Below are 24790 nucleotides of genomic sequence, written 5' to 3'. Positions count from 1 at the left end.
GCGCCCTCGTCCCCGAGCGTCCAGCGCCCGTAGCCGCTCCCCACGTCCGCGTTCAGGTCGACGCGCTCCACGCCGCGACGCCCCGTCCCCGCTCCCTACTCCACGAACTCTCCCTCGATGCGCCGCACCTGCCCGGGGGTGGCCCCGCCCAGGACCGTCTCGTCCCCGTCGCGGTCGATGGGCCGGGTGGCGACCCGGCAGGCGCCGTCCCGCTCGCGGGTCACCACCACCGTCCGCAGCCACCCGGCGTCGTCCTGCTCGGGGCAGTCCTCCCGGAAGTGCGCCCCCCGGCTCTCGGTGCGGTGGAGGGCGGCGTGCATCATGAGCTCGGCCGCGTCGGCCATGCACTCCAGCTCCACGACCTCCTCGAACTCGCCCGCGGTGGTGACGGGAGTGGCGGCCAGCCGCGCGCGGAGGCGGTCGAGGGCGGTGAGCCCCGCCTCCAGCCCCGCCGCCGTCCGGACGATGCCGAGCGCCAGCGAGACGACCTGCTGCAGCTCCTGGCGCAGGGCGGCGAGGGTGCCCTGCTGCGGCCCGGGGCCGCTGCCGAGCCCCTCGACCCGCCGGGCCCAGGCCCGGAGCACGCCGTCGTCCACGCGTCCCGGGCGCTCGGTGCGCGCGGCCTCGGCGGCGGCGCGGCCGGCGCGCGCGCCGAAGACCTGCGTGTCGGGGATGGCGTTGCTGTTCAGGCGGTTGGCCCCGTGGATCCCGCCCGCCGCCTCCCCGCAGGCGTAGAGGCCGCCAAGGGGCGTACGGCCCACCTCGTCGATCACCATGCCGCCCATGATGAAGTGGGCCTCCGGGGCGATGATGAACCGGACCTCGCGGAAGGAGAGGCCGCGCGGCTGGAGCCGCTCGACGACCTTGAGGTTCGTCGCGACGAAGTCCTCGTCGCTCACCCCGGAGAGGTCGAGGATCACCCCGCCCTCCACGTCCTCGCCGAGCCGGATCTGGTCGAAGATCCCGCGCGCGGCGATGTCGCGCGTGGTGGACTCGAGCCGCTCCGGGTCGTAGCGCGCCATGAAGCGCTCCCCGCGGCGGTTGTACAGGCGCGCGCCCACGGCGAAGGTGGAGGGCTGGATGGGCACGCGCGACCCCTTGAAGGGCCGGATGGCCCGCCAGGGGTAGAACTGCACCATCTCCATGTCGCGCAGCGGGACGCCGGCCCGCGCCGCCAGCGCGTAGCCGTCCCCCGTCACGTCCACCGGGTTGCTGGTGACGGTGAAGAGGCGCCCGGCGCCGCCCGTGCCCATGACGGTGGCGCCGGCGCGGACGACCACGAGGGTCCCGCGGTCGGCGTTCAGGCCCACGGCCCCCGCCACCCGTCCGTCGTCCACCAGGAGCGCCAGCGCCCGGGTCTCCTCCAGCGGCTGCACGCCGGAGGCCAGCACCGCCTCGCGCAGCGGGAGGGTCAGGTCCGTGCCGCGCATGTGGACAGGGACCAGCACGCGGGGCGAGGAGTGGTCCCCGCTGGGGGAGAGGCGGTAGGCCCCGTTGTGGCGGGCGAAGGGCACGCCCAGCTGCAGCAGGTCCTCGACCCGCTCCCCCGCCTCCTGGCACAGCACCCGGGCCAGGCGGCGGTCGTTGATGAGCGCCCCGCCCACCAGCGTGTCGGCGTAGTGGCGCTGCCACGAGTCCTGGGGGGTGATGGCCGGGTGGGCCACGGCGTAGCCGCCCGAGGTGATGGCCGACGAGCCGCAGCGGCCGAGCTTGCGCTTGACGCAGACGGTCACACGCGCCCCCAGGCGCGCCGCTTCCCACGCCGCGCGCAGGGCGGCCAGGCCGCCCCCCAGCACCAGGACGTCGGTCTCGTAGGTCTCCGTGCGGACCATCGTCACCTCCTCGACCGCCCGGGCAGCGCCCCCGCCCAGAGGCGGTCCAGCACGAGGGCGAGCAGCTGCGTCTTCTGGACCAGGCTGGCCACGTCGGCCCACTCCTCCTCGCTGTGGGCCCCCGCCCCAGCCGGGCCCATGCCATCCACCGTGGGGATGCCGGACGCGGCCAGGTTGTTGCCGTCGGAGGCTCCGCCGGTGGCGGTGAAGCGCACAGCCAGCCCGACCTCGCGCCCGCACGCCTCGACCAGCGCCGCCAGGGCTGCGGTCCCCTCCACCGGCTCCATGGGCGGGCGGTGGAAGGCGCCGTGGACCTGCAGGCGCGTCCCCGCCACCGGCTCGGCCGCCTCCAGCGCGCGCAGCCCCGTGAGCACGCGCTCCGCCTCCGCCCGGGTGGGCACGCGCACGTCGATCAGCGCCTCGGCGGCGGCCGGCACGACGTAGGGGAGGGTCCCGCCGCGCACCACGCCGACGTTCACCGTCGTGCCCGCGGCGGGGTCGGCCAGGGCCGCAACCGCCAGCGCGTGGTGGGCCAGGGCGAGGATGGCGTTGGCGCCGCGCTCCGGCTCGGCCCCGGCGTGCGCCGCGCGGCCCGTCACCTCCAGGCGGAAGATCCCCACCCCCTTGCGGCGCAGGACCAGACTGCCGTCCGGCTGCGCGGGCTCCAGGACGAAGGCCCAGTCGGCGTCGGCGCTCCATGCCGCCCACCGGTCCCGCGAGGTGGGGGACCCGGGCTCCTCGTCGCTGTTGAGCACGACGCGCGCGTTGCCCAGGCGGCGGGTGGCGGCGAGCGCCCGCAGCGCGAAGAGCATCACCGCGAGCCCGCCCTTCATGTCCATCACCGCCGGGCCGTAGGCCCGCCCGTCGCGCAGCGTGAAGGGACGCCGCGCCACCGTCCCCACGGGGTAGACGGTGTCGAGGTGGCCGACCAGCAGCACCCTGGGCCCCGGGACGGGCGGCGTCTCGGCCACGACGTGGTCCCCGTACGACGCCTGGGGGACCGTGCACACCGCGCACCCCAGGGCGCGGTACGCCTCCTGGAAGACCTGCCCCAGCGCGTCGACCGCCGCCTTCGCCTCGGTCGGGCTCTCCCGCTCGACGATCTCCCGCAGGAAAGCCACGAGGTCCTCCCGGTGGCGTTCCACCCAGGCGCGCGGGTCGGTCACCGGAGAGCCAGCTCCCGCGGGAAGTGCGTCAGCACCTCGCACCCCTGCGCGGTCACCACGACGGTCTCGCTGAACCCCACGCAGCTCACCCCGTAGTCCCGCAGCGCCGGCGGCATGTGGAAGACCATTCCCGGTTCCAGCACGGTGGGGTCGTCGCGGCGCAGGCTGATGAGGTGTCCCTCGTTCCAGTTGGGCGGGAAGGCGAACCCCACGGAGTACCCCGTGCGCTTGCGGAACTGCTGGTAGACGCCCGCCTCCTCCATGACCCGGCGGCAGGCGTCGTCCACCTCGCCGGCGGTGGCCCCCGGCCGGACGGCCTGGATGGCGCGTTCCAGACCCTCCAGGCAGAGGTCGGCCATGCGCCGCACCGCCGGGGAGGGCTCGCCCAGGACGGCGGCCCGCATCAGCGGCGCGACGTAGCGGCCGTAGACCCCGGTCATCTCCAGCAGCACCGTGTCGCCCGGCTCGAGGCGGCGGCGCTCGAAGCTGGTGTGGGGGATGCCCGCGCGGTAGCCCGAGGTGATGATGGGGTCGCACGGGAAGTACTCGGACCCGGCGCGCGCGAGGGCGGCCATGGCCGCCGCTGCCACGTCGTTCTCCGTGGCGCCGGGGCGGCACGCCTCCAGGCCGGCCCGCATCCCCGCCTCGGTCATGCGGGCGGCGCGGCGCATGTGCTCGACCTCGCGGGGGGACTTCACCCGGCGCAGGCGCTCGACGATGGCGGTGCCGTCGCTGGCCGTCACCCCATCGAGGAGCCCGCCGAGGCGGCGGCGCACGGCCGCGCTCAGCCCCGGGGCCCCTTCCTCGAAGGCCACCCGGGCGCGGCCGAACCCGCGCGCCCGCACCGCGGCGGCCGTCACCTCCAGGGGGTCTTCGTGGTCGTCGTAGGTGACCACCTCGGCCACCTCGCTGTAGAGCGCGGCCAGGAAGGACTCCAGGAAGCGCAGGACCAGCACCGGCGCCCCGCGGGGGGGCACGAGCAGCGCCGCGTAGGTGCGCCCGGCGAACGTCTGGTAGCCGGTGAGGTAGAAGAGCGTCTCGGGCGCGAAGGCCAGCAGGGCGTCGTCCCCGCGCTCGTTCAGGGCCGCCCGCACGCGCGCCAGTCGGGCCTCGAACTCCTCCCGGGGGAAGACGGGCGTCCGGGTGATCGGCGGCAACGTCACAGCCATCGCCATCCCTCCTCGCGGCTCCCGGCCGGCCGGACGGCTAGCGGCCCCTGGCCAGCCGGACGAACTCGTTGGTCCACAGCACGCCCTCCCGATCCGACGGACGGGTCCCGGTGAGCAGTCCGATCTCGAAGCCCAGGTCGAGGAAGCGCTTCACGGTGGCCTGGTCGAGGGAGCCGTCCTCGGAGAGGGCCGGGAGCATGGCCTCGTACCCCGCCCGCAGCGCGCGCTCCTCCATCTGGGGGAAGAAGCGGCGCAGGGCCTGCAGGGAACGCTCCCGGTCGGTGGCGATGAGCTGGCGGGCGCGGTGCAGCGCGCGGACGAACCGGACCAGGGTGTCCCGGTTGCGGCGCCCCCACTCCGTGCGGACGGACAGCCCTGTGTACGGGTAGTTGTCCAGTTCCCGCACGTCCCCGCGCGTCCCGTAGATGAGGATGGTGCCGATACCGTCCAGCTCGACGAGCTGGGGCGTGGGCGGGGTGAGCATGAACGCGTCGATGCGCCCCTGACGGATCGCCCCCACCAGCGAGGTCGGCGAGCCCACCTGGACCATCTCGGCGTCCCGGCCCGGCACCAGCCCCGCCTTCTGCAGGTAGTAGCGGGCGTAGCGGTCGGTGGGGGCGTTGGGCAGGGTGTAGCCGATGCGCATCCCGCGCAGGGCGGCCAGCCGGCGCTCGATGGGATCCTGGGGCGTCACGCCCCGGGCCCGCAGCACCTCGTTGCGCACGACGAAGTCCTGGCTCATGCGCTTGACCAGGACGTAGATGTGGGTCGTCAGCTTGCCCTCGCGCCGCAGGGCGACGACGTTCTCCAGCCCGACGGTGGTCAGGTCCACCTCGCCGCTGATGAGCTGGATCGGCTGCAGCGCCCCGCTGCTGGCCTGGATCATCTCGACGTCCAGCCCCTCCTGACGGAAGAGGTCGAGCCCCGAGGCCACCATCACGGTCATCGTGTGGAACGCGGGGAAGTACGAGAACTTCACGCGGGTCAGCCCCTGCCCGCCCGCCGGGGCGGCCAGGGTCACTCCAGCCAGCACTACGAGTACCCACATCGTCACTCGCCGCATGCTCCCTCCCTCCTCGGACACGCCCTCCCCGGGCCGGCGCGCCGTCACCCGCCGTTCCCGGAGATGCGCTGCTGCGGCCGCCACCGCATGAGCGGCCGCTCGACGGCCCCGATCGCGGCGTTCATCACGACCACCACCACCATGAGGGCGAAGATCCCGGCGAACGCCGCATGGGTCGAGAACTCGAAGGTGGACCGGCTGATCAGGAACCCCAGGCCCCGCTGGGCCGAGATGAACTCCCCCACGATGGCCCCGATCATGGCGGTGGGGACGACGATCCGCAGCGCCGTGAGGATGTAGGGCAGGGCCGAGGGGAGGACGACCTTCACCAGGACGTCGCCGCCGCTGGCCCCCATCAGCCGGACCAGGTCCACCATCTGCGGGCTGGTGCCGCGGATGCCCGCCACGGTGTTCATGAAGACGACGAAGAAGACGAAGAGCGCGGCGATGACGATCTTGCTGGTGATGCCGATGCCGAACCACATGATGAACAGGGGGGCCAGCGCCGTGCGCGGGATCCCGTAGAGCGCCACCAGGATGGGCTCGGTCATCTCGTACAGGCGTCCGAGGGAGGTCAGCAGGAAGGCCAGGGCGATGCCCGCCGCCGACCCGATGGCGAACCCCGCCAGCGTCTCGATGGTCGTGTACTGGGCGTGCACCAGGAGCTCGTGGTGGAGCAGCAGGTCGACGAAGGCGCGGGCGATGCGGGAGGGGCTGCTCACGAAGAACGGATCCAGCACCCGGCCGGAGAGCGCCTCCCAGCTCGTCAGCAGCCCGACGACGATGAGGACCCGGCCGGCCAGGATGACGGCGCGCTCGCGCCGTCGCCGCTCCCGCTCCCGTGCCGCCACCGCCGCTTTGAGGCGCTGCACGACCTCCGGCCGTCCTGCCGTCTCGGCGACCGCCATCGAGCCTTCCTCCTTCCCCCGGGCCTCAGCGCCCCGGCCCGGGTCCCAGCGCGTCCCGCCCCAGCTCCTCCCGCAGCTCCTGCCAGATGGCCTCGTAGAGCAGGGGGAAGCGCGGGTGGGCGTGGATGTGGAAGACGTCCCGCGGCCGGGGGATGTCCACGACGACCTCCCGCTTGAAGCGGCCCGGCGCGCGCGTCATGACGATAACCCGGTCGCTCAGCGCCACGGCCTCCACCAGGTCGTGGGTGACGAAGACCACCGTCCGCCCCGACCCCTCCCACATCCGCAGCAGCTGGTCCTGGAGGATCACGCGGGTCTGGGCGTCGAGCGGCCCGAACGGCTCGTCCATCAGGAGCGCCACCGGGTCGTAGGCCAGGGTGCGGGCGATGGAGGCGCGCTTGCGCATCCCGCCCGAGAGCTCGTGCGGGTAGTGGTGCTCGAACCCCTGCAGGCCCACCTGGGCGATGAGCGCCGCGGCCCGGGCGCGGCGGCGGTCCGCCGGCACGCCGCGGAACTCCAGGGGCATGGCCACGTTGGCCAGCGTGGTGCGCCAGGGGAGGAGGTTGTCGTCCTGGGTCACGTACCCCACCGCCCGGTTGAGGCCGCGCACGGGGCGCCCGAAGACGACCACCTGGCCCGCGGTGGGGGCCAGGAGGCCCGCGATCAGGTTGAGGATGGTCGACTTCCCGCAGCCGCTGGGTCCTACGATGGAGACGAACTCCCCCTCGGCCACGCGGAGCGAGACCCCCTCCAGGGCCACGAAGGCGTCGATGCTGCGGCCGCGGGGCAGCGTGAAGAGCCGGTAGACGTCCCGCAGCTCAATGGCCGCCTGCATCGCCGTCTCCCCGGGAGCGCCGACGAGCGCCCGGGGCGGCTCCGCCCCGTCCGGTCGCACGCCGTCCCCCTCCGGTGCGGTCAGCGTCCGCTGAGGAACTCGTTGGTCCACAGGTCGCCCTCGCTGGTGTCGATGCGGAAGGTCTGCCCGATGGTCTCGAAGACGTTCAGGTAGGCCTTGATGCCGGCTTCCGTGAAGCGGCCGTCGCGGCTGATCGCCGGCAGCAGGGCATCCCAGGAGAGGCGCAGCACCTCGGGGGAGGTGTCGGTGAAGTACTTCTGGTGCAGCAGGCGCAGGGCGTCGGTGGGATTCTGGCGCATCCAGGCGTTGGCCCGCTGGAGGCCGCGCACGTAGGCGCGCACGAGCCGCGGGTTGTTCCGGGCAAAGGCCTTCGTCACCACGTGGGCGACGTAGGTGAGGTTGCTCAGCTCGGGGACATCGCCGGCCGTGTTCTTGATGATGATCCGGCCCAGCCCTTCCTGCTCCAGCTGCTGCGGGAGCGGGGGCGAGAGCATGAACCCGTCAATCCGACCGGCCCGGAAGGCCGCCGCCAGGGCCGGCACCCCGCCCACCTGCACCAGGTTGGCGTCGCGGTCGGGGTCGAGCCCGGCCCGCCGCAGGAAGTAGCGGGGGAAGATGTCAGTGGGTGCCCCCGGGCGGGTGATGCCGATGTTGAGGCCGCGCAGGGCCCGGAAGCGCTCCGGGAGCGGCGTTTGGCGGGTCACCCGCAGCCGGTCGGCCACCTCATTGCGCAGGATGAAGTCCAGCGTCACGCGGTTCACCAGGTTGTAGATCATGAGCAGGGAGTACCCCTGGGTGCGCAGCTCGGCCGTCTGCAGCGGGTCGATGTCCGAGAAGTGGGCCTGGCCGCCCACCAGCGAGGCCGGCCCCAGCACGCCGCTCTGGATCTCGACGTACTCGAGGTCGATCCCCTCCTCGCGGAAAAACCCGCGCTCGATGCCCAGGTAGACCGGGGCCATGTACAGGACCCGGAACCCGGTCTGGCGCAGCTTGATCGGCGCCTGCCCGTGCGAGGGGACCACCGTCGCCGCGAGCAGCACCGCCAGGACGAGCGTTGCAACCCCTGCGGCCTTCCTCACATCACTCCCTCCTCTCCAGAGCCCACCGGCAGGCCGCCGCCCCACCCCAGGATGGCCAGCGCATAGACCTCCACCGCAGCCAGGAAGGCCTGGAGCGGGAGGGTCTCGGCCGCCGTGTGGGCGACACGCATGTCCCCTGGACCGACGTTCACGGTGGGCACGCCGCCCGACCACACCAGGTGGCGCATGTCGGTCACGGCGCTGAGCCCCTCCACCCGCGCCGGCCGTCCGGTGGCCCTCGCCACCGCCCACCGCAGCAACGTCACCACCGGCGCGTCCGGCGGTGTCTCCGCGCCGCGGTGGCGCCGGGCGGTCCACTCCACCCGGGGCGGGTGGGCGGCCAGCCACGGGTCGCCGCGGGCGGCCTCTTCCAGCACCCGGTCGACCACCGCCCGCACCTCGTCCAGGGACTCCGCCCCGACGGTCCCCACCATGACCTCGAGCCGCGCCTCAGCGGGGACCGCCGCGCTCTGGCCCCAGCGGCCCGCCTCGAAGGTGGCCAGGTTGCAGACGTGCTGCACCGGCTGGTGCGCCCACAGCGGGTGCGGCCGCGTGCGGTCCAGCAGGGTTGCGGCCGCCCGCACCGCCTGGACCAGGCGGTAGGCCGGGTCCACCGGGTTCACCCCTTCGTGCGCCAGCCCGGGGTGCGCCGGCCGTCCGGGCACGGCGAGGCGCACCAGCCAGTGGCCGCGCGTAGCCGGGCACACGCGCAGGTCGGTGGGCTCGCCCACCACGGCCGCGGCCGGACGCACGCCGTCGGCCAGCAGCCCGAGGATCCCCCCGCCCCCTGCCTCCTCGTCGACCACACTGGCGAGCAGCACACCGCGCTGCAGCGGAACCTCCAGCGCACGGACCGTGGCCAGCGCCGCCGCCATCGCCACCAGCGCCCCCTTGGCGTCCACGGCGCCCCGACCGGCCAGTTCCCCGCCCGCCAGGCGCGGCGTGAACGGGTCGTGGCGCCACCCCTCGTCGGCGGCCACCCCGGCGACGTCGCTGTGGCTGGTCAGGAGGAGGAGGTGGCGCGGGGGGCCCAGGTGGGCGAGCAGGTTCGGCCGACCCTCGTAGGACGCGCTCAGCGGCACGTCCGGCGCGAGGCGGGCCGCGGCCTCGCGGTCGACGGGGCGCAGCGTCGCCACGATTCCCTCCGCGGCCAGGAGGGCGGCCAGGCGGGCCTGGACCGCTCCTTCGCCCGTCCCGCCCGGGTAGCGCGGGTTCACGCTGGGGGTGGCCACGACCTCGGTGAGCCAGCGCACGTACTCCCTCCGGCGGCGGCCGATGACCTCCCGCACCGCCTCCTGCAGGTCGACTACCGGTGGTAGCGATTGGTCCACAGCACCCCTTCGCGCGTGGCGGGCATGGCGTCCAGTGCGCCGATCGCCACCAGCACCTGCGCCTGGTTACGGACGGCCCGCTCCGAGAGGCGCCCGCCCGGCTTGATGGCCGGGATGAGCGCCTCGAAGGAGAGCCGCAGCGTGGCCGCGTCGGTGTCGGGGAAGAAGGGCTGGAGTACCCGCAGGGCGGCGGCGCGGTTGGCCACCATCCAGGTGTAGGTCTCGTTCAGGGCCCGGATGTAGGCGGTGACCACCGGGCGGTGGCGCTCCGCCCACCCCCGCAGCACAGCGATCGACTCGAAGGCGAAGTCGGCGAACTCCGGCGGGCCGTCCCCGGCGGAGTTCTTGATGAGGACCGTCCCCACCCCGTCCCGCTCGAGCAGGTAGGGTGCCGGAGCCGAGAGCATGAAGGCGTCGATGCGCCGGCTCTTCATCGCCGCGACCAGGGCCTGCCCCGGGCCGACCTGGACGAAGGTGGCGTCCTTCTCCGGGTCGTAGCCGGCCTTGCGCAACAGGTACTGGGGGAAGAGCTGCGTCACCGCCCCCGGCCGGGTGATGCCGAAGGTGAGGCCGCGCAGGGCCTTCAAGCGGGCCTCCAGCGGGGAGCGGGGCGTGACGCCGAGCCGCGCCAGCACGTCGTTCCGGACCACCAGGTCCATGGTCAGGGCGTTGACCATGGAGTAGACGAGAATCGGGTCGCGGCCCTCCCGCTGGAGGGCGACGACGTCGTCCAGGGCCAGGTCGACGAACTGGACGTTGCCGCTGAGCAACGCCGAGACGCCGAGCTTCCCGCTGTCGATCTCGACGTACTCCCAGGCCAGCCCGTGGCGGGCGAAGGCGCCGCGGGCCTGGGCCAGGAAGGGGACGGCCAGGTCCACCACCTTGAACCCGGCCTGCTTCACCCGCGTCGGCGCGGCCGCCGTCGGAGCGACGGCGACGGACCCCACCACCAGCGCGGCCGCCAGGGCGAGCCCGAGCAACCTCCTCCACGTCCTCTGCACTCCTGCCACCTCCTCCCACCGTCTCGGCGGGCCCTCAGGCCCGCCGTCTCGACAGTCCGTCAGGCCCGGCCGGCCAGCACCGCCCGGGGGCGCCACCGGAGCAGCCGCGCCTCCGCCAGGGTCAGGACCCCGTCCATGAGGACGACGACGCCGACCAGCGCGGCGATGGCCGCCAGCGTCACCGTCGTGTTGAACTGCGCGGCCGCGGCGTTGACCAGGTAGCCCAACCCGCGCGTGGCCGCCATGAACTCCCCGATGACCGCGCCGATCATCGCCTCCGGGATGCCGATGCGCAGCCCCGAGGTCAGGTAGGGGATCGTGCTCGGCAGCGTCACCTTCCAGAGCAGCGTCGTGCGCGAGGCGCCCATGACGCGCAGCGTGGCCACCAGGTGGGGGCTCACGCTGAAGATCCCGGTGACGACGTTCATGAAGACCACGAAGAAGACGAAGATCGCCGCCAGCAGCACCTTGGGGGCGAGGCCCAGCCCGAACCACATGACGATCAGCGGGGCGAGCGCGATCTTCGGGATGGCGTAGAACGCCAGGAGGAAGGGGCGCAGGACGCGCTGCGCGGTGGGGACGACCCCCACCAGTAGGGCCACCGCCACCCCGAGCCCCCCGCCAAGGAGGTAGCCGATGAGGACCTCCGCCACGGTCTGGCCCAGGTTCGGCCACAGCCGCCCGGACGCGGCCAGTGCGGCGAGGGCGCGGGCGACCGAGAGCGGGTCGCTGACGAACTGGGCGTCTACCACCGTCCCCGAGGCGGCGCTCCAGGCCAGCAGCGCCGCCCCCACGAGCAGCGCCCGCCCGGCCAGCAGCCCCGCCCGCCGCAGCCGCTCGCCGGCCTCCTGCTGCGACAGGACGCGCACGGTCAGGGCCGCCTCGCGCGACGGTCCGGTCATGCCCCCCCGCCCTCCCGCCCGTAGTACTCGGCCAGCACCCGCATGGTCTTGGCGTTGTGCTCGCGCATGAAGGCCGCCGCCTCCACCCCGCGGCGCGCCCGGAGGAGGTCGAAGATGTGGCGGTGCTCGGCGGTGGACTCCTCCGCGCGCGCGGGGAGCTGCAGGTAGGCCCGGCGGTAGCGCTCGCTGAGGTCCCACAGCCCGCCGATCACGCGGATCAGCACGGCGTTCCCGCTGGCGGCGTAGATGCGCATGTGGAACGCCCGGTTGCTGGCCAGGAAGGCCTCCAGGTCGCCCCGCCGGACCTCCTCCTCGGTCTGGGCGAGGATGCGCGCCAGGGCCTCGACGTCCGCCTCGGTGAGCCGGTCGGCGGCCAGCTCCGTGGCCAGGCCTTCCAGGTGGCAGCGCACGACGTACAGGTCGGACATCTCCTGCAGGGAGAGCGGCATCACCACGGCACCTCGGCGCGGCGTCAGCGCCACGAGCCCCTCGCTGGCCAAGCGCTCCAGCGCCGTGCGCACCGGCACCCGGCTCATCCCCAGGCGCTGGCTCAGCTCCGCCTGATCGATGCTCGCCCCGGGCGCCAGCACCCCGGCGGTGATCCACCGCTTCAGGGTGATGAAGGCGTGCTCGGTGGCGGTGCGGTAGCGAACGGTCACGTCGTCGCGCACGGTCTCCTCACGCCCCCTTTCCACCGCTGGCCCCGATGGGGCGGCGGTCCATGAGATCGGCCAGCCGGGCCAGGGCCTCCTCGATCACCGCCTCCGGCGGGGTGTAGCAGAAGCGCACGTGCCCCGGCCAGGCGAAGGCCTCGCCCGGCACCGTGGCCACCCCCGCCTCCTCCAGCCACCACCGCGCCACGCCGGCGGCACTCCGCGGGTAGCCCGCCGGCAGGCGAGGGTAGACGCCCCGGACGTCCGGGAAGACGTAGAAGGCTCCGTCGGGGAGCGGGCAGGCGATGCCGGGCAGGCGCTGCAGGCCGGCGACGATGAGGTCGCGGCGCCGGCGGTAGGCGGCCCGCAGGGCACCCCCGTCGTCGCCGTGGGCGAGCGCCCACACCCCGGCGGCCTGCGCCGGGGCGTTGGGGTTGCCTGCGCTATGGCTCTGGTAGGCCGCCATGGCCTGCAGGACCCGCCGGGGGCCGGCCGCATAGCCCAGACGCCACCCCGTCATGGCGTAGGTCTTGGAGAAGGAGTCCACCAGCAGGACGGCCTCGCGCGGCTCCAGCGCCGGCGGAGCCTGCGGCTCCGGGTAGGTGAAGTAGGTGTAGACCGCGTCCAGGAGGGTGTAGACGCCGCGGGCGGCGCACAGGCGCACGAGCCGGTCGACCTGCGCCGGCGGGTAGACGGCGCCGGTGGGGTTGTGCGGCGTGTTGAGGATGAGGACCTTGGTCCGGTCCGTGATGGCGTCGGCGATCGCCCCCTCATCCGGCAGGAAACCTCGGTCGCTGGGCACGAGCACCGGGCGGGCGCGCAGGAGGCGCACCTGTTCGGGGAAGGAGACCCAGCAGGGCGTGGGGATGAGGACCTCGTCGCCGGGGTCGCACAGGACCGCGAGTGCCGTGTAGATGGCCGCCTTGGCCCCCGCGGTGACGACGATCTGGTCGGCGGCGTACGTCCCCCAGCCGCCCCGGGCCAGGTGCGCGGCGATCGCTTCCCGCAGTTCCAGCGTCCCCGCCGGATCGGTGTAGCGCGTCGCCCCGTCCTCCAGCGCCCGCACCGCCGCGCGGCGGATCCCCGGCGGGGTCACGATGTCGGGCTCCCCTTCGGCGAAGCTGAGCACCGGCCGCCCCGACCGCCGCAGGCGGCGGACCTTGTCCTCGACCGCGCCCGTGGCGGAGGCGGTGGTGGCGGCGACGGCGGCGAGCGGGCGCATCACGGGACGTAGGGGTCCCGGGGGAAGGCGGTGAGGACCTCCGCCCCCTCGGCGGTCACGAGCACGGTCTCGCTGCACCCCAGCCCGAACTCCCCCGGGACGCGCAGCGCCGGAGGGATGTGGAAGACCATGCCGGGCTCCAGGGGGGTGGGGTCGTCAGGGCGCAGGGAGAGGATGTGCCCCTCCCCCCAGTCGGGCGCGAAGGCCACGCCTACGGAGTAGCCCGTGCGCTTGCGGAAGAGGTCGGCGTAGCCGGCGTCGGCGAGCACGTCCCGACAGGCCCGGTCCACGTCCCCGCAGGTCGCGCCCGGACGGATCGCGGCGATCGCCGCCTCCAGCGCCTGCCGGAGGGCGCGGGCCATCCGGCGGACCTCCGGGCGCACCGGCGGGAGGGCGGCGCTGCGCATGAGGGGGCCGAAGTACCGCCGCCGGCACCCGCCCAGTTCGAGGAGCACGGTGTCTCCCGGCTCCAGGGTGCGCCCGCCGAAGGTGGTGTGGGCCACGCCCGAGCGCCACCCCGAGGTGACGATGGGGTCGCCCACGAGGAAGTCGCTGCCGGCGTCCATCATCGCTCCGTAGGCGGCCTTCGCCACCGCCTGCTCCGTGACGCCGGGCCGCACCGCCTCCAGGGCCGCCGCCATGCCGGCCTCGGTGATGCGGCACGCCTGGCGGATCAAGCTCACCTCCGCCGGTGACTTGACGCGGCGCCCCTCCTCCACCAGCCCGCTCCCGTCCACCGGCTCGTCCAGGCCGGCGCGCAGCCGGTCCACGAGCGCGGGGGTCGCGAACCAGGTGGCCAGCTCGACGGCCACCCGGCCGTGCCGCCAACCCCGGCGGTCGAGCAGGGCCAGGAGGGCGGTCGCCGGGTCCTCGGTGTCGGCGTAGGTGGCGAAGTCGTCGAGCCAGGTGGTCGTCTCCGCCACCGTGCGCTCCATCTCACGCACGAACAGGAGGAGGGCCTCGGGCCGCACCACCAGCGCCTGGAACGAGGCGTAGCCGATGGTCTCGTAGCCGGTGAGGTAGCAGACGTTCTCCGGGGTGAAGACCAGCAACGTCTCCACCCCCACCGCGGCCAGCCGCGCCCGCAGCGCCTCCACGCGGTTGCGGTACTCGGCCAGCGGCACCGCCGGGGGGTGGCGGGGGTCCACGGCTAGGCCTCCCGGCTCCACACCCCCAGCACGGTCGCGGCGGGGACGACCTCGCCGACGAACCGGGCCAGGTGATCGAGCGCCGCCCGGGCGGCCTCGGGAGGCACGGCGGCGGTGGCGTCCTCCACCGCCACGACGTAGTACCCGAGGGCAAAGGCGTGCTCGAGCGTCGTGCGGACGCACAGGTCGGTCACCACGCCGGTCCCCACCACGGTCTCCACCCCGCGCGCCTGCAGGAGGTCGTGGAGGGACGTGCGGGCGAAGGCGTCGTAGGTGTGGCGGACCACGCGCAGGTCTCCCGGCTCGGGGGGCAGCAGGGTGTCGTCCAGGGCGGCGCCCCAGCTCCCCCGGGCGCAGAGGATCTCGTCGGTCATGCCTCGCCGGGCGTAGCGGGCCTGGTAGTTGGGCGCGTCCACCTCCGGGCCGTGCTCCATGGTCACGTAGACCACGGGGACCGCGGCGCGCCGGGCGCCCCGCACCAGGGCATTGATGACCGGCACGACGTCGCGGAGGGCCGCCGCCTGCGGGTCGCGCCGCGCGCTCCACCCTGCCGGGTGGACGAAGTCGCGCTGGACGTCGACGACGAGGAGGGCGCAGCGCTGCGGCGCCAGCACCTCCGCCAGCGCAGTGAGGATCGCCATCACCGCACCCCCAGCGGGTCCCGGCCGCGCGGCACCCAGCGCAGGGCGCGGCGCTCCACCGCCGAGACCGCCGCGTTCATGGCCAGGACCACCAGCAGGAGCCCGACGATGCCGGCGAAGACCTCGGCCGTGCGGTAGCGCGAGCTCGCCGCGTTGATCAGGTAGCCCACGCCGCGGTTGCTGCTGATGAACTCCCCGACGATAGCGCCGATGAGCGCGGCGGGGATGGCCAATCGCAGCGCCGCCAGCACGAACGGGGTCGCGCCCGGCAGGACGACCCGGCGGAGGACGGCGAGCCGCGACGCCCCCATCACCCGCACCACGGCCACCAGGTCGGGGCTGACCCCTCCAGCCCCCGCCAGCGTGTTGAGGAAGAGCAGGAAGGCGACGAAGGTCCCGGCCAGCAGGACCTTCGGCAGGACGCCGATGCCGAACCAGAGGATCATCAGCGGCGCCAGGGCCACCTTCGGCACCGCGTAGGCCACGACCACGAAGGGGCGGAGGAGAGGCTCCAGTCCCGGGACCAGTACGACCAGGCCGGCTGCCACCAGGCCCGCGACGGCCCCGCCCACGTAGCCGAGGAGCGTCTCGAGGAGGGTGAACCGGAGGTGGAACCACAGCGTGCCGTCCAGGAGCACCCGCCAGAAGGCCCTCCCCACGGCCAGGGGGTCGCTGAGGAAGAGGCGGTCCAGGACGCGTCCCGAGGCCAGCCCCCACCCCAGCAGCAGCGCCGCGAGCAGGCCGGCCTGCCAGAGGAGGACGAGGAGCGTCTCTCGCTGCTCCCCGCGCGCGGCCCGGTACACCTCCTGCCGGGCGAGCGCCTCCTCGCGGGGCACGGCCCCCTCCCACCCCGGGCGCAGGACGCCCTCAGCCATCTCCATCTCCCGGCCGCCGCCCCGTGATCTCCTCCCGCAGGTCCTCCCAGATAGCGTCGTAGACCGGCGCGAACCCGGGAGCCTCGTGAATGTGGAAGACGTCGCGCGGACGCGGGATCGGGACCGGGCGGACGGCCTTGATCGTCCCCGGGGCGCGCGTGAAGATGGCGATCCGGTCGGCGAGCGCGATGGCCTCGACGAGGTCGTGGGTGACGAAGACGACCGTGCGCCCGCTGCCCTGCCAGAGCTGCAGCAGCTCGTCCTGCAGCACCAGGCGCGTCTGCGCGTCCAGCGGGCCGAAGGGCTCGTCCATCAGCACGACGTTCACGGTCTCGTCGACGATGGTCCGCACGATGGAGACCCGCTTGCGCATCCCCCCCGACAGCTCGTGGGGGTAGTGGTGCTCGAAGCCGCGCAGGCCGACGCGCGCCAGCCCGGCCAGGGCGCGGGCGCGCCGCTCCGCCGGCGGCACCCCCTTGAGCTCGAGGGCGATCTCCACGTTGGCCAGGGCCGTGCGCCAGGGGAGGAGGTTGTCGTCCTGGGTGACGTACCCTACCCGGGTGTTCACCCCGCGGACGGGGCGGCCGTCGTGCAGGACGGCCCCGTCGGTGGGGGTCACCAGCCCGGCGAACATGTTGAGCAGGGTGGACTTGCCGCACCCCGACGGGCCGATGAGGGCCAGGAACTCCCCCGCCCGGACCTCCAGGCTGATGTCGCGCAGGGCCGTGATGGCCCGCCGGGGCCGGCCGGAGACGAAGATCTTGTAGACCCCGCGCGCCGCCAGGACGGCCGGCGCGGCCACCGGCGCCGCCTCCGCTCGAGGCTGGGGAAGCGTCGCCACGCCTCAGCTCCGGCGCAGGTCCGGGACGCGCTCGCGCAGCAGGCGCATGATCACCTGCCACTCGTTGTAGCCGGAGGTCCGGGGGGCGGTGCCGGCCTGCCCGCGCGCCCAGATCACCTTGCGGCCCAGGTCGGCGGCGGCGGCGAAGTCCACGCTCCCCGGCGGGGAGCAGAGGTCGATGATCACGACGTCGGGTCGGGTCCGGGCCAGCAGGTCGCCCGTCAGGACGAGCCCCGAGGCGGAGCTGACGATCAGCGGAAAGCGCTCGATGACCTGCGGCAGCTCCCGCAGGTGCACCGTCGCCAGGCCCATGGCCCAGGCCCGGGCGAGCTGCGAGGGGTTGCGCGCGGCCAGCGTGACCTGGGCCTCCAGCGCGCGGAAAGCCCGGGCCACGCTCATCCCCACGCGGCCCATGCCGATGCACAGCGTGGGCAGGCCGAGGATCGTCTCCTCGGTGTGGGTGATGGCCTCCTTGAGCGCCCCTTCGGCCGTGGGTACCGCGTGCATGATGGCGAGCGGGTCGTCGTCCCCGTATCCGATGGGGGTGACCGGGGTGCCTTCCGCCCAGGCGGCGATCTGCGGGCTCACCCGCCCCATGAACATCAGCGCCCCCGGCGCCGCGCCGCGCAGGACCTCGGTGGTGAGGAAGAGCTTCTCGCGGGCGAAGGGCGCGTAGAGGCTGTGGTCGGTCCCGAGCCCGGGGATGGGGCAGGAGATGAGGCGCGCCCCGCGCACCGCCGCGGCCAGCGACGGCGCCTCCGGCGCGCCGGCCGCCTCCTCCGCGCCGGGGGCCGCCCCGTAGTGCTGGACGGTGGCCCCGGCGGCGCGGGCCTGGCGCATGTGCTCGAGCATCCGGCGGTCGCCGCCCAGGACGGCCACGACCCAGCCGGCCAGCTCCCCGCTCATCCTCTCCCCCTCCGGCCGAGGCCCCCGAGGCCCAGGCTTCAGTCGTCATCGCAAAGAGCATGGGGAATGGCGTGAACAGCCCCCAAGCGATCCTTGCCTCCAGGCGACCCCTAGCCCCTCTGGAGCCTGTCCCGTCCCGGTCCCCATGGCGTCGCCTGGACGGTTCTTCCTCATTTCCCCTCCAGCGCTTCGGATTGAGTATCATGTATCATGGCAAATTGATACTTTCTACTATGCCCAGCCGATCCCTTCCGTAGTCCTTGACTGAGATGCCATCAAAGCAGGGCGCGACTGGCGCCGCCGTCCACAACGATCGTGGCCCCCGTCAGGAAGGCGGTCCGCCGGCTCACCAGAAAGGCCACCAGCTCGGCCAGCTCGCGCGGGTCCCCCGGCCGCCCCTGAGGGATCTCGCCGGCGACCCGCCGCAGCGCCTCCTCCGACCCGAGCGCCTGCGTCGTGCGCAACTCCTCGAGGCGGGCACGGATCCGGCCCGTGTCAAAGTAGCCCGGAGCCACCGTGTTCACGCGGATGTTATCGGGGGCGAGCGCACGGGAGAGGGTCTTGGCCAGAGCCGCGACCCCGGTCCGCATCACGCTAGAAAGTAACAGGTGAGGCTTCGGCTCCTTCACCACGGACGACGTGAGGAACACGATGTCGCCGCCGCCTTGTGATCGCATCACGGGCACGGCCAGCCGGGCCAGCCGCACCGCGCTCAGCAGCAGCAGCTCGAAGGCCTCCTGCCACGTCTCGTCGGGGTGCGACTCCAGCCCCCCGTATGGGACATGGCCGCTGTTCACCACGAGAATGTCCAGCCGCTCCAGTGCCTGGAGGGTCCGCCGGAAGAGGCGGTCGATGTCGTCTGCATGCCGCAGGTCGGCGGCGACCCCCACTACGGCTTTCCCGCTCCGTTCCGCAATGGCCGCCCGGGCCGCCTCAACCCGGTCCTCGCGGCGACCGCAGACGGCGACGGCGCACCCGGCCTCGGCCAGCCGCAGCGCGCAGGCAAAGCCGAGCCCGTCGGTGGACGCTGTGACCAGGGCGACCTTGCCCTCCAGGGCAGGCTCGGTGGCGCGCCGGTCCATCCTCACCCGTCCTCCCCAACTGCGGCTCTAACATCCTCCACGCCCACCAGGTCGTCGCGCACGGCCGACAGGAAGCGGTCGGCCTGTGCACGCCATGCCGCGTGGCACAGACCATAGGCGTGGCAGAGGAACAGGACCGTCTGCGGCCGTCCCTCGCGCTCGGCGCGGCGACGGATCTCGTGATACACGCGCGCGAGGTCGGCCTCTGTGTTCACCTCGTTGAAAAGGTAGTGGCCGGCGTACCCTCCGGGCCATCCGTCCCATCCGATGGGGACCGTCAGGACCCGGCTAGGCTCGCGGGGCGGCGCCGTCCTGTAATCCCGCGCGTCGAGCCACTGAGCCGTCGTGGGGCCTCCGAGCCAGTCCACGTCCCGCTCGGGGTTGACGATGCCGGGGGCAGCCGACAGGTCCACGTCGATCCCATTCGCCTCGAGGACGGGGATGAGGTGGGTCGAGAAGGCGCAGTAGCCGCTCCGGAAGGCGCGCACGGTCAGGCCCGCCTCCCGCAGCTTCGCCGAGCCCTCCGCGAGCACGCGGGCCACGTGCACCCGGTCGTGGAACCAGGTACGGCCTCCGGGCCGGTCCTCGTGCGCGTGCAGGGCGATGTCACAGCCGCCGGCGCTGGCCATGTGCCAGAGGGCCAGGAACGGTTCGGTCAGGAACGTCAAGCGGAAGAACGGGCTCGTGTGGACGTTCACGACACCGCGGCCTCCGGTGATCTCCAGAAAGGCCTCAAGCGCCCGTTTGGTCTCGACCAGCCGATCCGACAGCACGCCCGGACCCGCCACGTCGTCTGCCGCTACGCGACCCGAGACCACGGCGTTGTAGCCGGGCGGGTCGGTGTCCAGGACGGGGAGCAGTCGGACCTCTCGGCGGCTCATCCGGCCGACCCTGACGACGTCCCGCCCGACGAGACCCCTCCGCGTACGTCGTCCGCCCTGACGAGGAAGACGAGCTTCAGCGCGCGCTCGTCCACGTCCACCGCGAGGCCCGGGCCCCGCGGGACGATGACGGCGCCGCCAGCGACCTGGATGCCCGAGAAGGGCTGCATCGCGACGCGTTGGTGCCCGTGCACCTCGAAGAAGGCGGCCCGGGAGGCTGCAGCGCACTGGACCGCCGCTGCCGTCGCCACCATGCCCTCGTCCATCTGCCCGACCATGTAAGGGATCTCGGCGGCCTCGGCGATCGCCATCATGCGGCGGACGGGCACGAACCCTCCCGCCTTCACCAGCTTGAAGTGCAGCATGTCGACCGCCTGCTCCCGGACCAGCGCCAGCACCTCCCGGGGCCCGAGGACGGACTCGTCGGCCATGACCGGGATGTCGGTATGTTCGCGCACGTACCGCAGCCCCCGGATATCCCACGCAGGGACCGGCTGCTCGATCCACCCCAGCCCATACCGCTCCCACCGCCGCAGGCGGCGTACGGCCTCCTTGGCCTCCAGCGCCCCGTTAGCGTCGACCGCGACCGCGACTTCCGGGCCGTCTGCTGCGTCGACGGCTTCCCGGACCGCCGCCAGCCGGGCCTCGTCGACCGCGGTCGGCCCGCCGACGCGCACTTTGATCGTGCGGTACCCTTCGCGGACCGCCCGGCGAGCCTGGTCTGCCGCAGCCTCGACCGTGCCGAAAGGCACGCTGACGTCGGTGGGCAGCCGGTCGTGCACCTGGCCCCCGAGCAGCTCCGCCACGGAGATGCCCCGCGCGCGGGCCAGGAGGTCGTGGAGGGCGATGTCGAGGAGGGCCTTGGCCGCCGTGTTGCCGACGACTGCATCCTCGAGAGCGGCCCGGAGCCGGGCCAGGTCCTCCACAGGGCGGCCCAGGAGCAACGGCGCCAGATGGGCGGCGACGGCGACCACCCTGTCCGGGACGTCGCCAGTCACGTAGCCGCAGTTGCCCCGCACCTCTCCGTACCCGGTGAGCCCGGCATCTGTGCGGACCGCCGCGACGACCTCCTCCAGAGCGGTAACCAGTCCTGAGGACGCATGCTCGAAGGGCTCCGCCAGGGGGAGGTCGACGCGATAGATCGCTACCTCAGTGATACGCAACCCGAGTCCTTCCAGAGCTGTGCGGCCCCTAGTGGCCTGTGCCTCCCAGGTACTTGTAGATACCGACAGTGCGGTCGGCGACGATAAACGCGCCGATGCCGACGAGCGCCAGAACGAACGCCAGCGCCGGGAGCGTGGGGCTCATGCCTCCGACGTGCATCCGATGGAACATCTCCACGGGAAGGGTCTTTCTACCGACGGCGGCCAGGAAGAGGGCCATTGTGACGTTCGTGAAGGACGCCATGAAGGCGAAGATGAAGGCCGCGTAGGCACCGGTCTTCATCTGCGGCAGGATGATGCGCGTCAGGACCTGCACGCGGCTGGCCCCCAGGATCTCAGCGCTCCACTCGAGCCGACGGTCGATCGCCCCGATGGTGGCGAGGAGAGCGCGGAACGCAAACGGCAGGCTGATCATGACGTGGGCCATGAGCAGCCCGACGGCCGTCTCGGCGAGACCGACGGATTCGTAAAAGACCAGCAACCCCAAGACGAGGATGATCTGCGGGACCATCTTCGGCCCCATGAAGAAGGTCTCGATGACGTCCTTGCCACGAAAGCCGTTCCGCTCCACCGCGAACGCCGCCAGGAAGGCTACCGCGACGGAGACGGCGGACGAAGTGAGCGCCAGCATGACGCTGCGGCCGAGCGCGTCCATGAGGATCTTGTCGGCGAAGGCTGCGTGGAACCACTTGAGGGTGAACCCGACGGGGGGAAAGGTGACGTAGCCAGTGGTCGTGACGGCGACGGGCACGGTCACGGCGATGGGCAGGAAGAAGACCGCGGTCATCAGGTAGGCATACAGACGCAGCAGCGTCCGTCCCATCAGACCACCTGCCACTTCCCCCGCGCGGTGAGGCGGTTCGTGACCGCTGTGACCGTGTAGGTCACGCCCAGCACCAGCACGAGCAGGACCACAGCCAGCGCTGACGCGAACGGCCAGTTGATGACGTCGGTCGTGTAGGTGAAGATCGCCAGCGGCAGCAGTCTGAGCGTGCCCCCGGTGATCAGGGCCGGTACCAGGTAGGACGAAATGCTCAGGGAGAACACCAGGACCGCGCTGCTGACGATGGCCGGCATCGTCAGGGGGATCATGATCTTCCGGAAGATCTGGGCGGTCGAAGCGCCGAGCACGCGGGCGGCGTTGACCTTGTCCTGCCCCACGTTCTGGATGCTGCTGGCCAGGATCAGGATGGCGTACGGTGCCTCCAGGAAAACCATGGCCGCGACCAGCCCCTCGAGGGTGTTCAGCAGCCGGAGAGGCCCGTCCACCAAGCCGAGGGCGTGCAACATCCTCTGCGTGACGCCGAACGGCAAAAACATGATGAACCAGCCGAGCGTGCCGACGACCACGGTGACAAAGATGGGCAAGAGGCACGCCGCCGAGATCAGGGTCCGCTCCCACCCGCGGATGGTTGTGAGATAGTACGCCAGCGGGTACCCCACCAGGAGGGCAGCTAGGGTGGTGGCGAGACCGACCTGAAGGGACGTCACGACCATCGTGATGTAAAACGAATCGGAGAAGATGCGCCTGTAGTTCGCGAGGGTCAGCTGCGCGGTGAAGATCTGCACGGGGTCGTGTCTCAGGACACTCATGCGCACAAGTTCGAGCATGGGCACGAGGAAGAAGACGCCGAGGATCGCCAGACCGGGCAAGAGCGGGATGAGTCCGCGCAACGGGCGCAGGACCCTCTGCCCCCTCCAGCGTGAGACGGCCTCACTCTTCGTCCAGGACGCTAAAGGCGCCGGCTCCGCACTCCGCAAAGACCTTGTCTCCTTCGCGCACCGCTATCCCCATCTCACTGGCGGGCTCGACGATTAGGACCTCGACCGGACCTAGGTCCACGTAGTAGGACACGTTGCTCCCCTTGTAGACCACATCCTTGACCCTTCCGGAAAAGGAGTTATCGGCACCGGTGGGCTGGAGCTGTAGCTTGAGGAGCTCGGGTCGAAGGGCCAGCGTCAGGCGTCTCCCGCGGGGTCCGCGGCCGTCCGGGCTCAGTTGGACTCGCCACCGCAGCCCGCTTGCCGTGACGACCGCGATCCGCCCATCGATGCGGTCCACTTCCCCCTCGAAGACGTTGGCGTCCCCCAGGAACGTGCAGACGAAACGCGATCGAGGATCGCGGTACAGCTCGTGCGGAGGGCCCATGCGGACGATGCGGCCCTGGTGCATCACCGCGATCCGGTCGGACATTACCAGCGCCTCCTCTTGGTTGTGCGTGACGAAGATCGTGGTGATGCCGAGCTGCTCATGGAGTCGCTTGAGCTCGACTTGCATGTCTTTCCGGAGCCGCGCGTCCAGGTTGCTCAAGGGTTCGTCGAGCAGGAGGATGTCCGGGTCGACGGCCAGCGCCCGGGCCAGCGCCACACGCTGCTGCATCCCTCCGGAGAGCTGTGAAGGGTACTTCTCCTCGATCCCGGGAAGGCGGACCAACGCCAGCATCTCGCCGACCTTCCTCCGGATCTCGTGCAGGGGGCGGCCCTGAATCCGCAGGCCGAAGGCCACGTTCTCGAAGACTGACATGTGGGGGAAGAGGGCCCAGGTCTGGAAGACCATGCCGAGGCCGCGTCGGCGCGGCTCCACGTCGTTGGCCGGACGTCCCCGGATGGCGACGATCCCCCGGTCCGGGCGGAGAAACCCGGCGATCAGGTTGAGCGTCGTGCTCTTGCCGCACCCCGAAGGCCCCAGGAGTGTGACGAACTCCCGGGGTCTGATCGACAGGTTGAGGTCGGTCAGGACCGCCTGGCGCCCGAACGCCTTGTGGATGCCCGTGAGCTCGACGATCGCGTCCATGCCGGAACCGAGGGGCTCCGCGCGTGGGCGGAGCCCCTCGGTGACCTCCTACCTGCGGACCTCCCGCTGCCAGCGCTCGATCCACCCTTCCCGCGCCTGCATGATGGTAGCCCAGTCGAGGTGGACAAGCTTCCCCAGCGGCCGCAAAGGGAGGTCAATTTTCTCCTGGGCGGAGAGCCTGGCGTATCCTGTGCGCGTCGTCGGCGTCTGCCCCCCGTTACGCGCCCGCAGAACCTGGAACTCGGGGCTGAAGTAGAGGTTGACGTACTCGTGAGCCACATCTGGGTAGGGGGCGTTGGCGACAATAGACATGCCTCCGCCGACCACCGGGGAACCCTCCTGCGGCGCCACCCACTCCACGGGGAACCCCTGGCCCTTCAAGGCCGGGCCCATGTTTGAACCCGTGGTCCCCAGCCAGACCTCTCCGAGCTGTATGAGCTTGGCCAGTTCAGACGACCAGGTATGAATGGTGTGCAGGCGTGGCAAGAGGCTCTTGATCCTGGCAAAGCCCGGCTCAATGTTCGCCTCACTCCCTCCCTCGAGCTTGGCCAACATGACGAGTGCCGCTAGGCCCCACGTGCTCTCGGGAGCCGTGATGCTGATGCGCCCGCGCAAATCGTCACGCCAGAGGTCGTTCCAGGACGTGGGCGGCCGCAGGCCGCGCCGGGCGAACTCATCCCGGTTGTAGATGAGCCCCACGCCGATGAGGCTCGTCGCGACCACTTTAACGTCCCCCCCGACTTTGATCACCGCCCAGTCGTACGCGGCCCTGAGGTTAGGAGCCTTCGCCAGGTCGATGGGCGCGCAGAGTCCCATCACACACGCCTGCAGCCCCACCGGCTGATCCCAGCCCGCCACGCTAACCCTGGGGCGCGCACGCTGGGCGAGGATCTTCTCAAGCATCACAGTAGACCCCAAAGGCTCGACCGCCAGCTCAATACCGAACTTCTCTTTCAATCGAGGCGCGATGTACTCAGTGATGTCCTCCCGAACCCTGGGGGAAATACCCGCATAGACCGTCATGGTGCGGCCCTCGTACTTCCGGACTGCTCCAGCCCCTGCCTGGAGTGTCCCCAAGGCGATGAAGGCCGCTACTGCGAGCACTGCCACCGGTCGATTCATACCCTCACTCATCTTGCGCAGCGGATCCATACCCTCACGCTCCTTCCCCAGGTCCGACGCCGACCACGCCGATGCCCTCCAGCACCGCCCGCAGCTCCTCGCGCTCGGCCGCTCCCAGCGCCCGCAGCGGCGGGCGGCACGCGCCCCCCGCAAGC

Annotated in this window: 24 protein-coding genes; all 24 read right to left on the bottom strand. The window is 72.4% G+C overall.

Annotation, left to right across the window (positions count from 1 at the left end; translation table 11 throughout):
• Window positions 1-95: 95 nt before the first annotated feature.
• Entirely contained in the window at window positions 96-1832 is a 1737-nt protein-coding gene (locus tag RB146_12270) for an FAD-binding protein (protein ID MDQ7829745.1), read from the bottom strand.
• Between the two features lie 2 nt (window positions 1833-1834).
• On the bottom strand, window positions 1835-2998 hold the full coding sequence (locus tag RB146_12265) for a M20 family metallopeptidase (GenBank protein ID MDQ7829744.1): 1164 nt from the start codon (window positions 2996-2998) through the stop codon (window positions 1835-1837).
• A complete protein-coding gene (locus RB146_12260) occupies window positions 2995-4167 on the bottom strand; it encodes a Xaa-Pro peptidase family protein (GenBank protein MDQ7829743.1) in 1173 nt (390 codons plus the stop codon). The genes RB146_12265 and RB146_12260 overlap by 4 nt, the downstream gene beginning before the upstream one ends.
• Window positions 4168-4204: 37 nt before the next feature.
• Window positions 4205-5230 carry an ABC transporter substrate-binding protein gene (locus RB146_12255; GenBank protein MDQ7829742.1) on the bottom strand — a complete coding sequence of 342 codons (1026 nt, stop codon included), beginning with the start codon at window positions 5228-5230 and terminating at the stop codon, window positions 4205-4207.
• A 44-nt stretch (window positions 5231-5274) separates the two neighbouring features.
• The gene (locus tag RB146_12250) at window positions 5275-6138 is read right to left on the bottom strand and encodes an ABC transporter permease (GenBank protein MDQ7829741.1); all 864 of its coding nucleotides are present in this window, start codon (window positions 6136-6138) and stop codon (window positions 5275-5277) included.
• 25 nt (window positions 6139-6163) lie between these two features.
• Window positions 6164-7033 carry an ABC transporter ATP-binding protein gene (locus RB146_12245; GenBank protein ID MDQ7829740.1) on the bottom strand — a complete coding sequence of 290 codons (870 nt, stop codon included), beginning with the start codon at window positions 7031-7033 and terminating at the stop codon, window positions 6164-6166.
• Window positions 7034-7053: 20 nt separating this feature from the next.
• Complete coding sequence (locus RB146_12240; GenBank protein ID MDQ7829739.1) at window positions 7054-8073, bottom strand: ABC transporter substrate-binding protein; 1020 nt, start codon at window positions 8071-8073, stop codon at window positions 7054-7056.
• Window positions 8070-9404 carry a M20/M25/M40 family metallo-hydrolase gene (locus tag RB146_12235; protein ID MDQ7829738.1) on the bottom strand — a complete coding sequence of 445 codons (1335 nt, stop codon included), beginning with the start codon at window positions 9402-9404 and terminating at the stop codon, window positions 8070-8072. Before RB146_12235 ends, RB146_12240 begins: the two co-directional genes overlap by 4 nt.
• Window positions 9380-10405: an ABC transporter substrate-binding protein gene (locus RB146_12230; protein ID MDQ7829737.1), complete on the bottom strand. Its 1026-nt coding sequence runs from the start codon at window positions 10403-10405 to the stop codon at window positions 9380-9382. The genes RB146_12235 and RB146_12230 overlap by 25 nt, the downstream gene beginning before the upstream one ends.
• 59 nt (window positions 10406-10464) lie before the next feature.
• Window positions 10465-11307, bottom strand: coding sequence for an ABC transporter permease subunit (locus tag RB146_12225; protein MDQ7829736.1), 843 nt, complete (start codon window positions 11305-11307; stop codon window positions 10465-10467).
• Window positions 11304-11978, bottom strand: a complete 675-nt coding sequence (locus RB146_12220; protein ID MDQ7829735.1) for a GntR family transcriptional regulator — start codon at window positions 11976-11978, stop codon at window positions 11304-11306. Before RB146_12220 ends, RB146_12225 begins: the two co-directional genes overlap by 4 nt.
• Window positions 11979-11985: 7 nt before the next feature.
• Complete coding sequence (locus tag RB146_12215; GenBank protein MDQ7829734.1) at window positions 11986-13182, bottom strand: aminotransferase class I/II-fold pyridoxal phosphate-dependent enzyme; 1197 nt, start codon at window positions 13180-13182, stop codon at window positions 11986-11988.
• Window positions 13182-14330: a Xaa-Pro peptidase family protein gene (locus tag RB146_12210; GenBank protein ID MDQ7829733.1), complete on the bottom strand. Its 1149-nt coding sequence runs from the start codon at window positions 14328-14330 to the stop codon at window positions 13182-13184. The genes RB146_12215 and RB146_12210 overlap by 1 nt, the downstream gene beginning before the upstream one ends.
• Before the next feature lie 2 nt (window positions 14331-14332).
• The gene (locus RB146_12205) at window positions 14333-14971 is read right to left on the bottom strand and encodes a cysteine hydrolase (GenBank protein MDQ7829732.1); all 639 of its coding nucleotides are present in this window, start codon (window positions 14969-14971) and stop codon (window positions 14333-14335) included.
• Window positions 14971-15846, bottom strand: coding sequence for an ABC transporter permease (locus RB146_12200; GenBank protein MDQ7829731.1), 876 nt, complete (start codon window positions 15844-15846; stop codon window positions 14971-14973). The genes RB146_12205 and RB146_12200 overlap by 1 nt, the downstream gene beginning before the upstream one ends.
• Window positions 15839-16687, bottom strand: a complete 849-nt coding sequence (locus tag RB146_12195) for an ABC transporter ATP-binding protein (protein MDQ7829730.1) — start codon at window positions 16685-16687, stop codon at window positions 15839-15841. The genes RB146_12200 and RB146_12195 overlap by 8 nt, the downstream gene beginning before the upstream one ends.
• A 3-nt stretch (window positions 16688-16690) precedes the next feature.
• The gene (locus RB146_12190; protein ID MDQ7829729.1) at window positions 16691-17593 is read right to left on the bottom strand and encodes a dipicolinate synthase subunit DpsA; all 903 of its coding nucleotides are present in this window, start codon (window positions 17591-17593) and stop codon (window positions 16691-16693) included.
• A 275-nt stretch (window positions 17594-17868) separates the two neighbouring features.
• Window positions 17869-18675, bottom strand: a complete 807-nt coding sequence (locus RB146_12185; protein ID MDQ7829728.1) for an SDR family oxidoreductase — start codon at window positions 18673-18675, stop codon at window positions 17869-17871.
• A gap of 2 nt (window positions 18676-18677) precedes the next feature.
• The gene (locus tag RB146_12180; GenBank protein MDQ7829727.1) at window positions 18678-19556 is read right to left on the bottom strand and encodes a hypothetical protein; all 879 of its coding nucleotides are present in this window, start codon (window positions 19554-19556) and stop codon (window positions 18678-18680) included.
• The gene (locus tag RB146_12175) at window positions 19553-20719 is read right to left on the bottom strand and encodes a dipeptide epimerase (GenBank protein MDQ7829726.1); all 1167 of its coding nucleotides are present in this window, start codon (window positions 20717-20719) and stop codon (window positions 19553-19555) included. Before RB146_12175 ends, RB146_12180 begins: the two co-directional genes overlap by 4 nt.
• A gap of 28 nt (window positions 20720-20747) precedes the next feature.
• Window positions 20748-21542 (bottom strand): ABC transporter permease subunit, encoded by a 795-nt coding sequence (locus RB146_12170; protein MDQ7829725.1) that lies wholly within the window; start codon window positions 21540-21542, stop codon window positions 20748-20750.
• The gene (locus RB146_12165; protein MDQ7829724.1) at window positions 21542-22393 is read right to left on the bottom strand and encodes an ABC transporter permease; all 852 of its coding nucleotides are present in this window, start codon (window positions 22391-22393) and stop codon (window positions 21542-21544) included. The genes RB146_12170 and RB146_12165 overlap by 1 nt, the downstream gene beginning before the upstream one ends.
• Before the next feature lie 40 nt (window positions 22394-22433).
• Window positions 22434-23513, bottom strand: a complete 1080-nt coding sequence (locus tag RB146_12160) for an ABC transporter ATP-binding protein (protein MDQ7829723.1) — start codon at window positions 23511-23513, stop codon at window positions 22434-22436.
• A 48-nt stretch (window positions 23514-23561) separates the two neighbouring features.
• Window positions 23562-24665 (bottom strand): extracellular solute-binding protein, encoded by a 1104-nt coding sequence (locus RB146_12155; protein ID MDQ7829722.1) that lies wholly within the window; start codon window positions 24663-24665, stop codon window positions 23562-23564.
• Window positions 24666-24790 lie beyond the last annotated feature (125 nt).

This window comes from Armatimonadota bacterium (genome assembly GCA_031081585.1).
GTDB classification, from domain to species: domain Bacteria; phylum Sysuimicrobiota; class Sysuimicrobiia; order Sysuimicrobiales; family Humicultoraceae; genus Geohabitans; species Geohabitans tengchongensis.
Note: the sequence above shows the minus strand (reverse complement) of the source record. Positions and strands in the feature narration are given on the sequence as shown.

Coding starts and splice junctions, on each gene's coding strand:
- RB146_12160 (MDQ7829723.1), bottom strand. CDS start 23,513: ATGGACGCGATCGTCGAGCTCACGGGCATCCACAAGGCGTTCGGGCGC.
- RB146_12170 (MDQ7829725.1), bottom strand. CDS start 21,542: ATGGGACGGACGCTGCTGCGTCTGTATGCCTACCTGATGACCGCGGTC.
- RB146_12215 (MDQ7829734.1), bottom strand. CDS start 13,182: ATGCGCCCGCTCGCCGCCGTCGCCGCCACCACCGCCTCCGCCACGGGC.
- RB146_12200 (MDQ7829731.1), bottom strand. CDS start 15,846: ATGGCTGAGGGCGTCCTGCGCCCGGGGTGGGAGGGGGCCGTGCCCCGC.
- RB146_12205 (MDQ7829732.1), bottom strand. CDS start 14,971: ATGGCGATCCTCACTGCGCTGGCGGAGGTGCTGGCGCCGCAGCGCTGC.
- RB146_12180 (MDQ7829727.1), bottom strand. CDS start 19,556: ATGAGCCGCCGAGAGGTCCGACTGCTCCCCGTCCTGGACACCGACCCG.
- RB146_12225 (MDQ7829736.1), bottom strand. CDS start 11,307: ATGACCGGACCGTCGCGCGAGGCGGCCCTGACCGTGCGCGTCCTGTCG.
- RB146_12185 (MDQ7829728.1), bottom strand. CDS start 18,675: ATGGACCGGCGCGCCACCGAGCCTGCCCTGGAGGGCAAGGTCGCCCTG.
- RB146_12260 (MDQ7829743.1), bottom strand. CDS start 4,167: ATGGCTGTGACGTTGCCGCCGATCACCCGGACGCCCGTCTTCCCCCGG.
- RB146_12250 (MDQ7829741.1), bottom strand. CDS start 6,138: ATGGCGGTCGCCGAGACGGCAGGACGGCCGGAGGTCGTGCAGCGCCTC.
- RB146_12270 (MDQ7829745.1), bottom strand. CDS start 1,832: ATGGTCCGCACGGAGACCTACGAGACCGACGTCCTGGTGCTGGGGGGC.
- RB146_12255 (MDQ7829742.1), bottom strand. CDS start 5,230: ATGCGGCGAGTGACGATGTGGGTACTCGTAGTGCTGGCTGGAGTGACC.
- RB146_12190 (MDQ7829729.1), bottom strand. CDS start 17,593: ATGAGCGGGGAGCTGGCCGGCTGGGTCGTGGCCGTCCTGGGCGGCGAC.
- RB146_12155 (MDQ7829722.1), bottom strand. CDS start 24,665: ATGGATCCGCTGCGCAAGATGAGTGAGGGTATGAATCGACCGGTGGCA.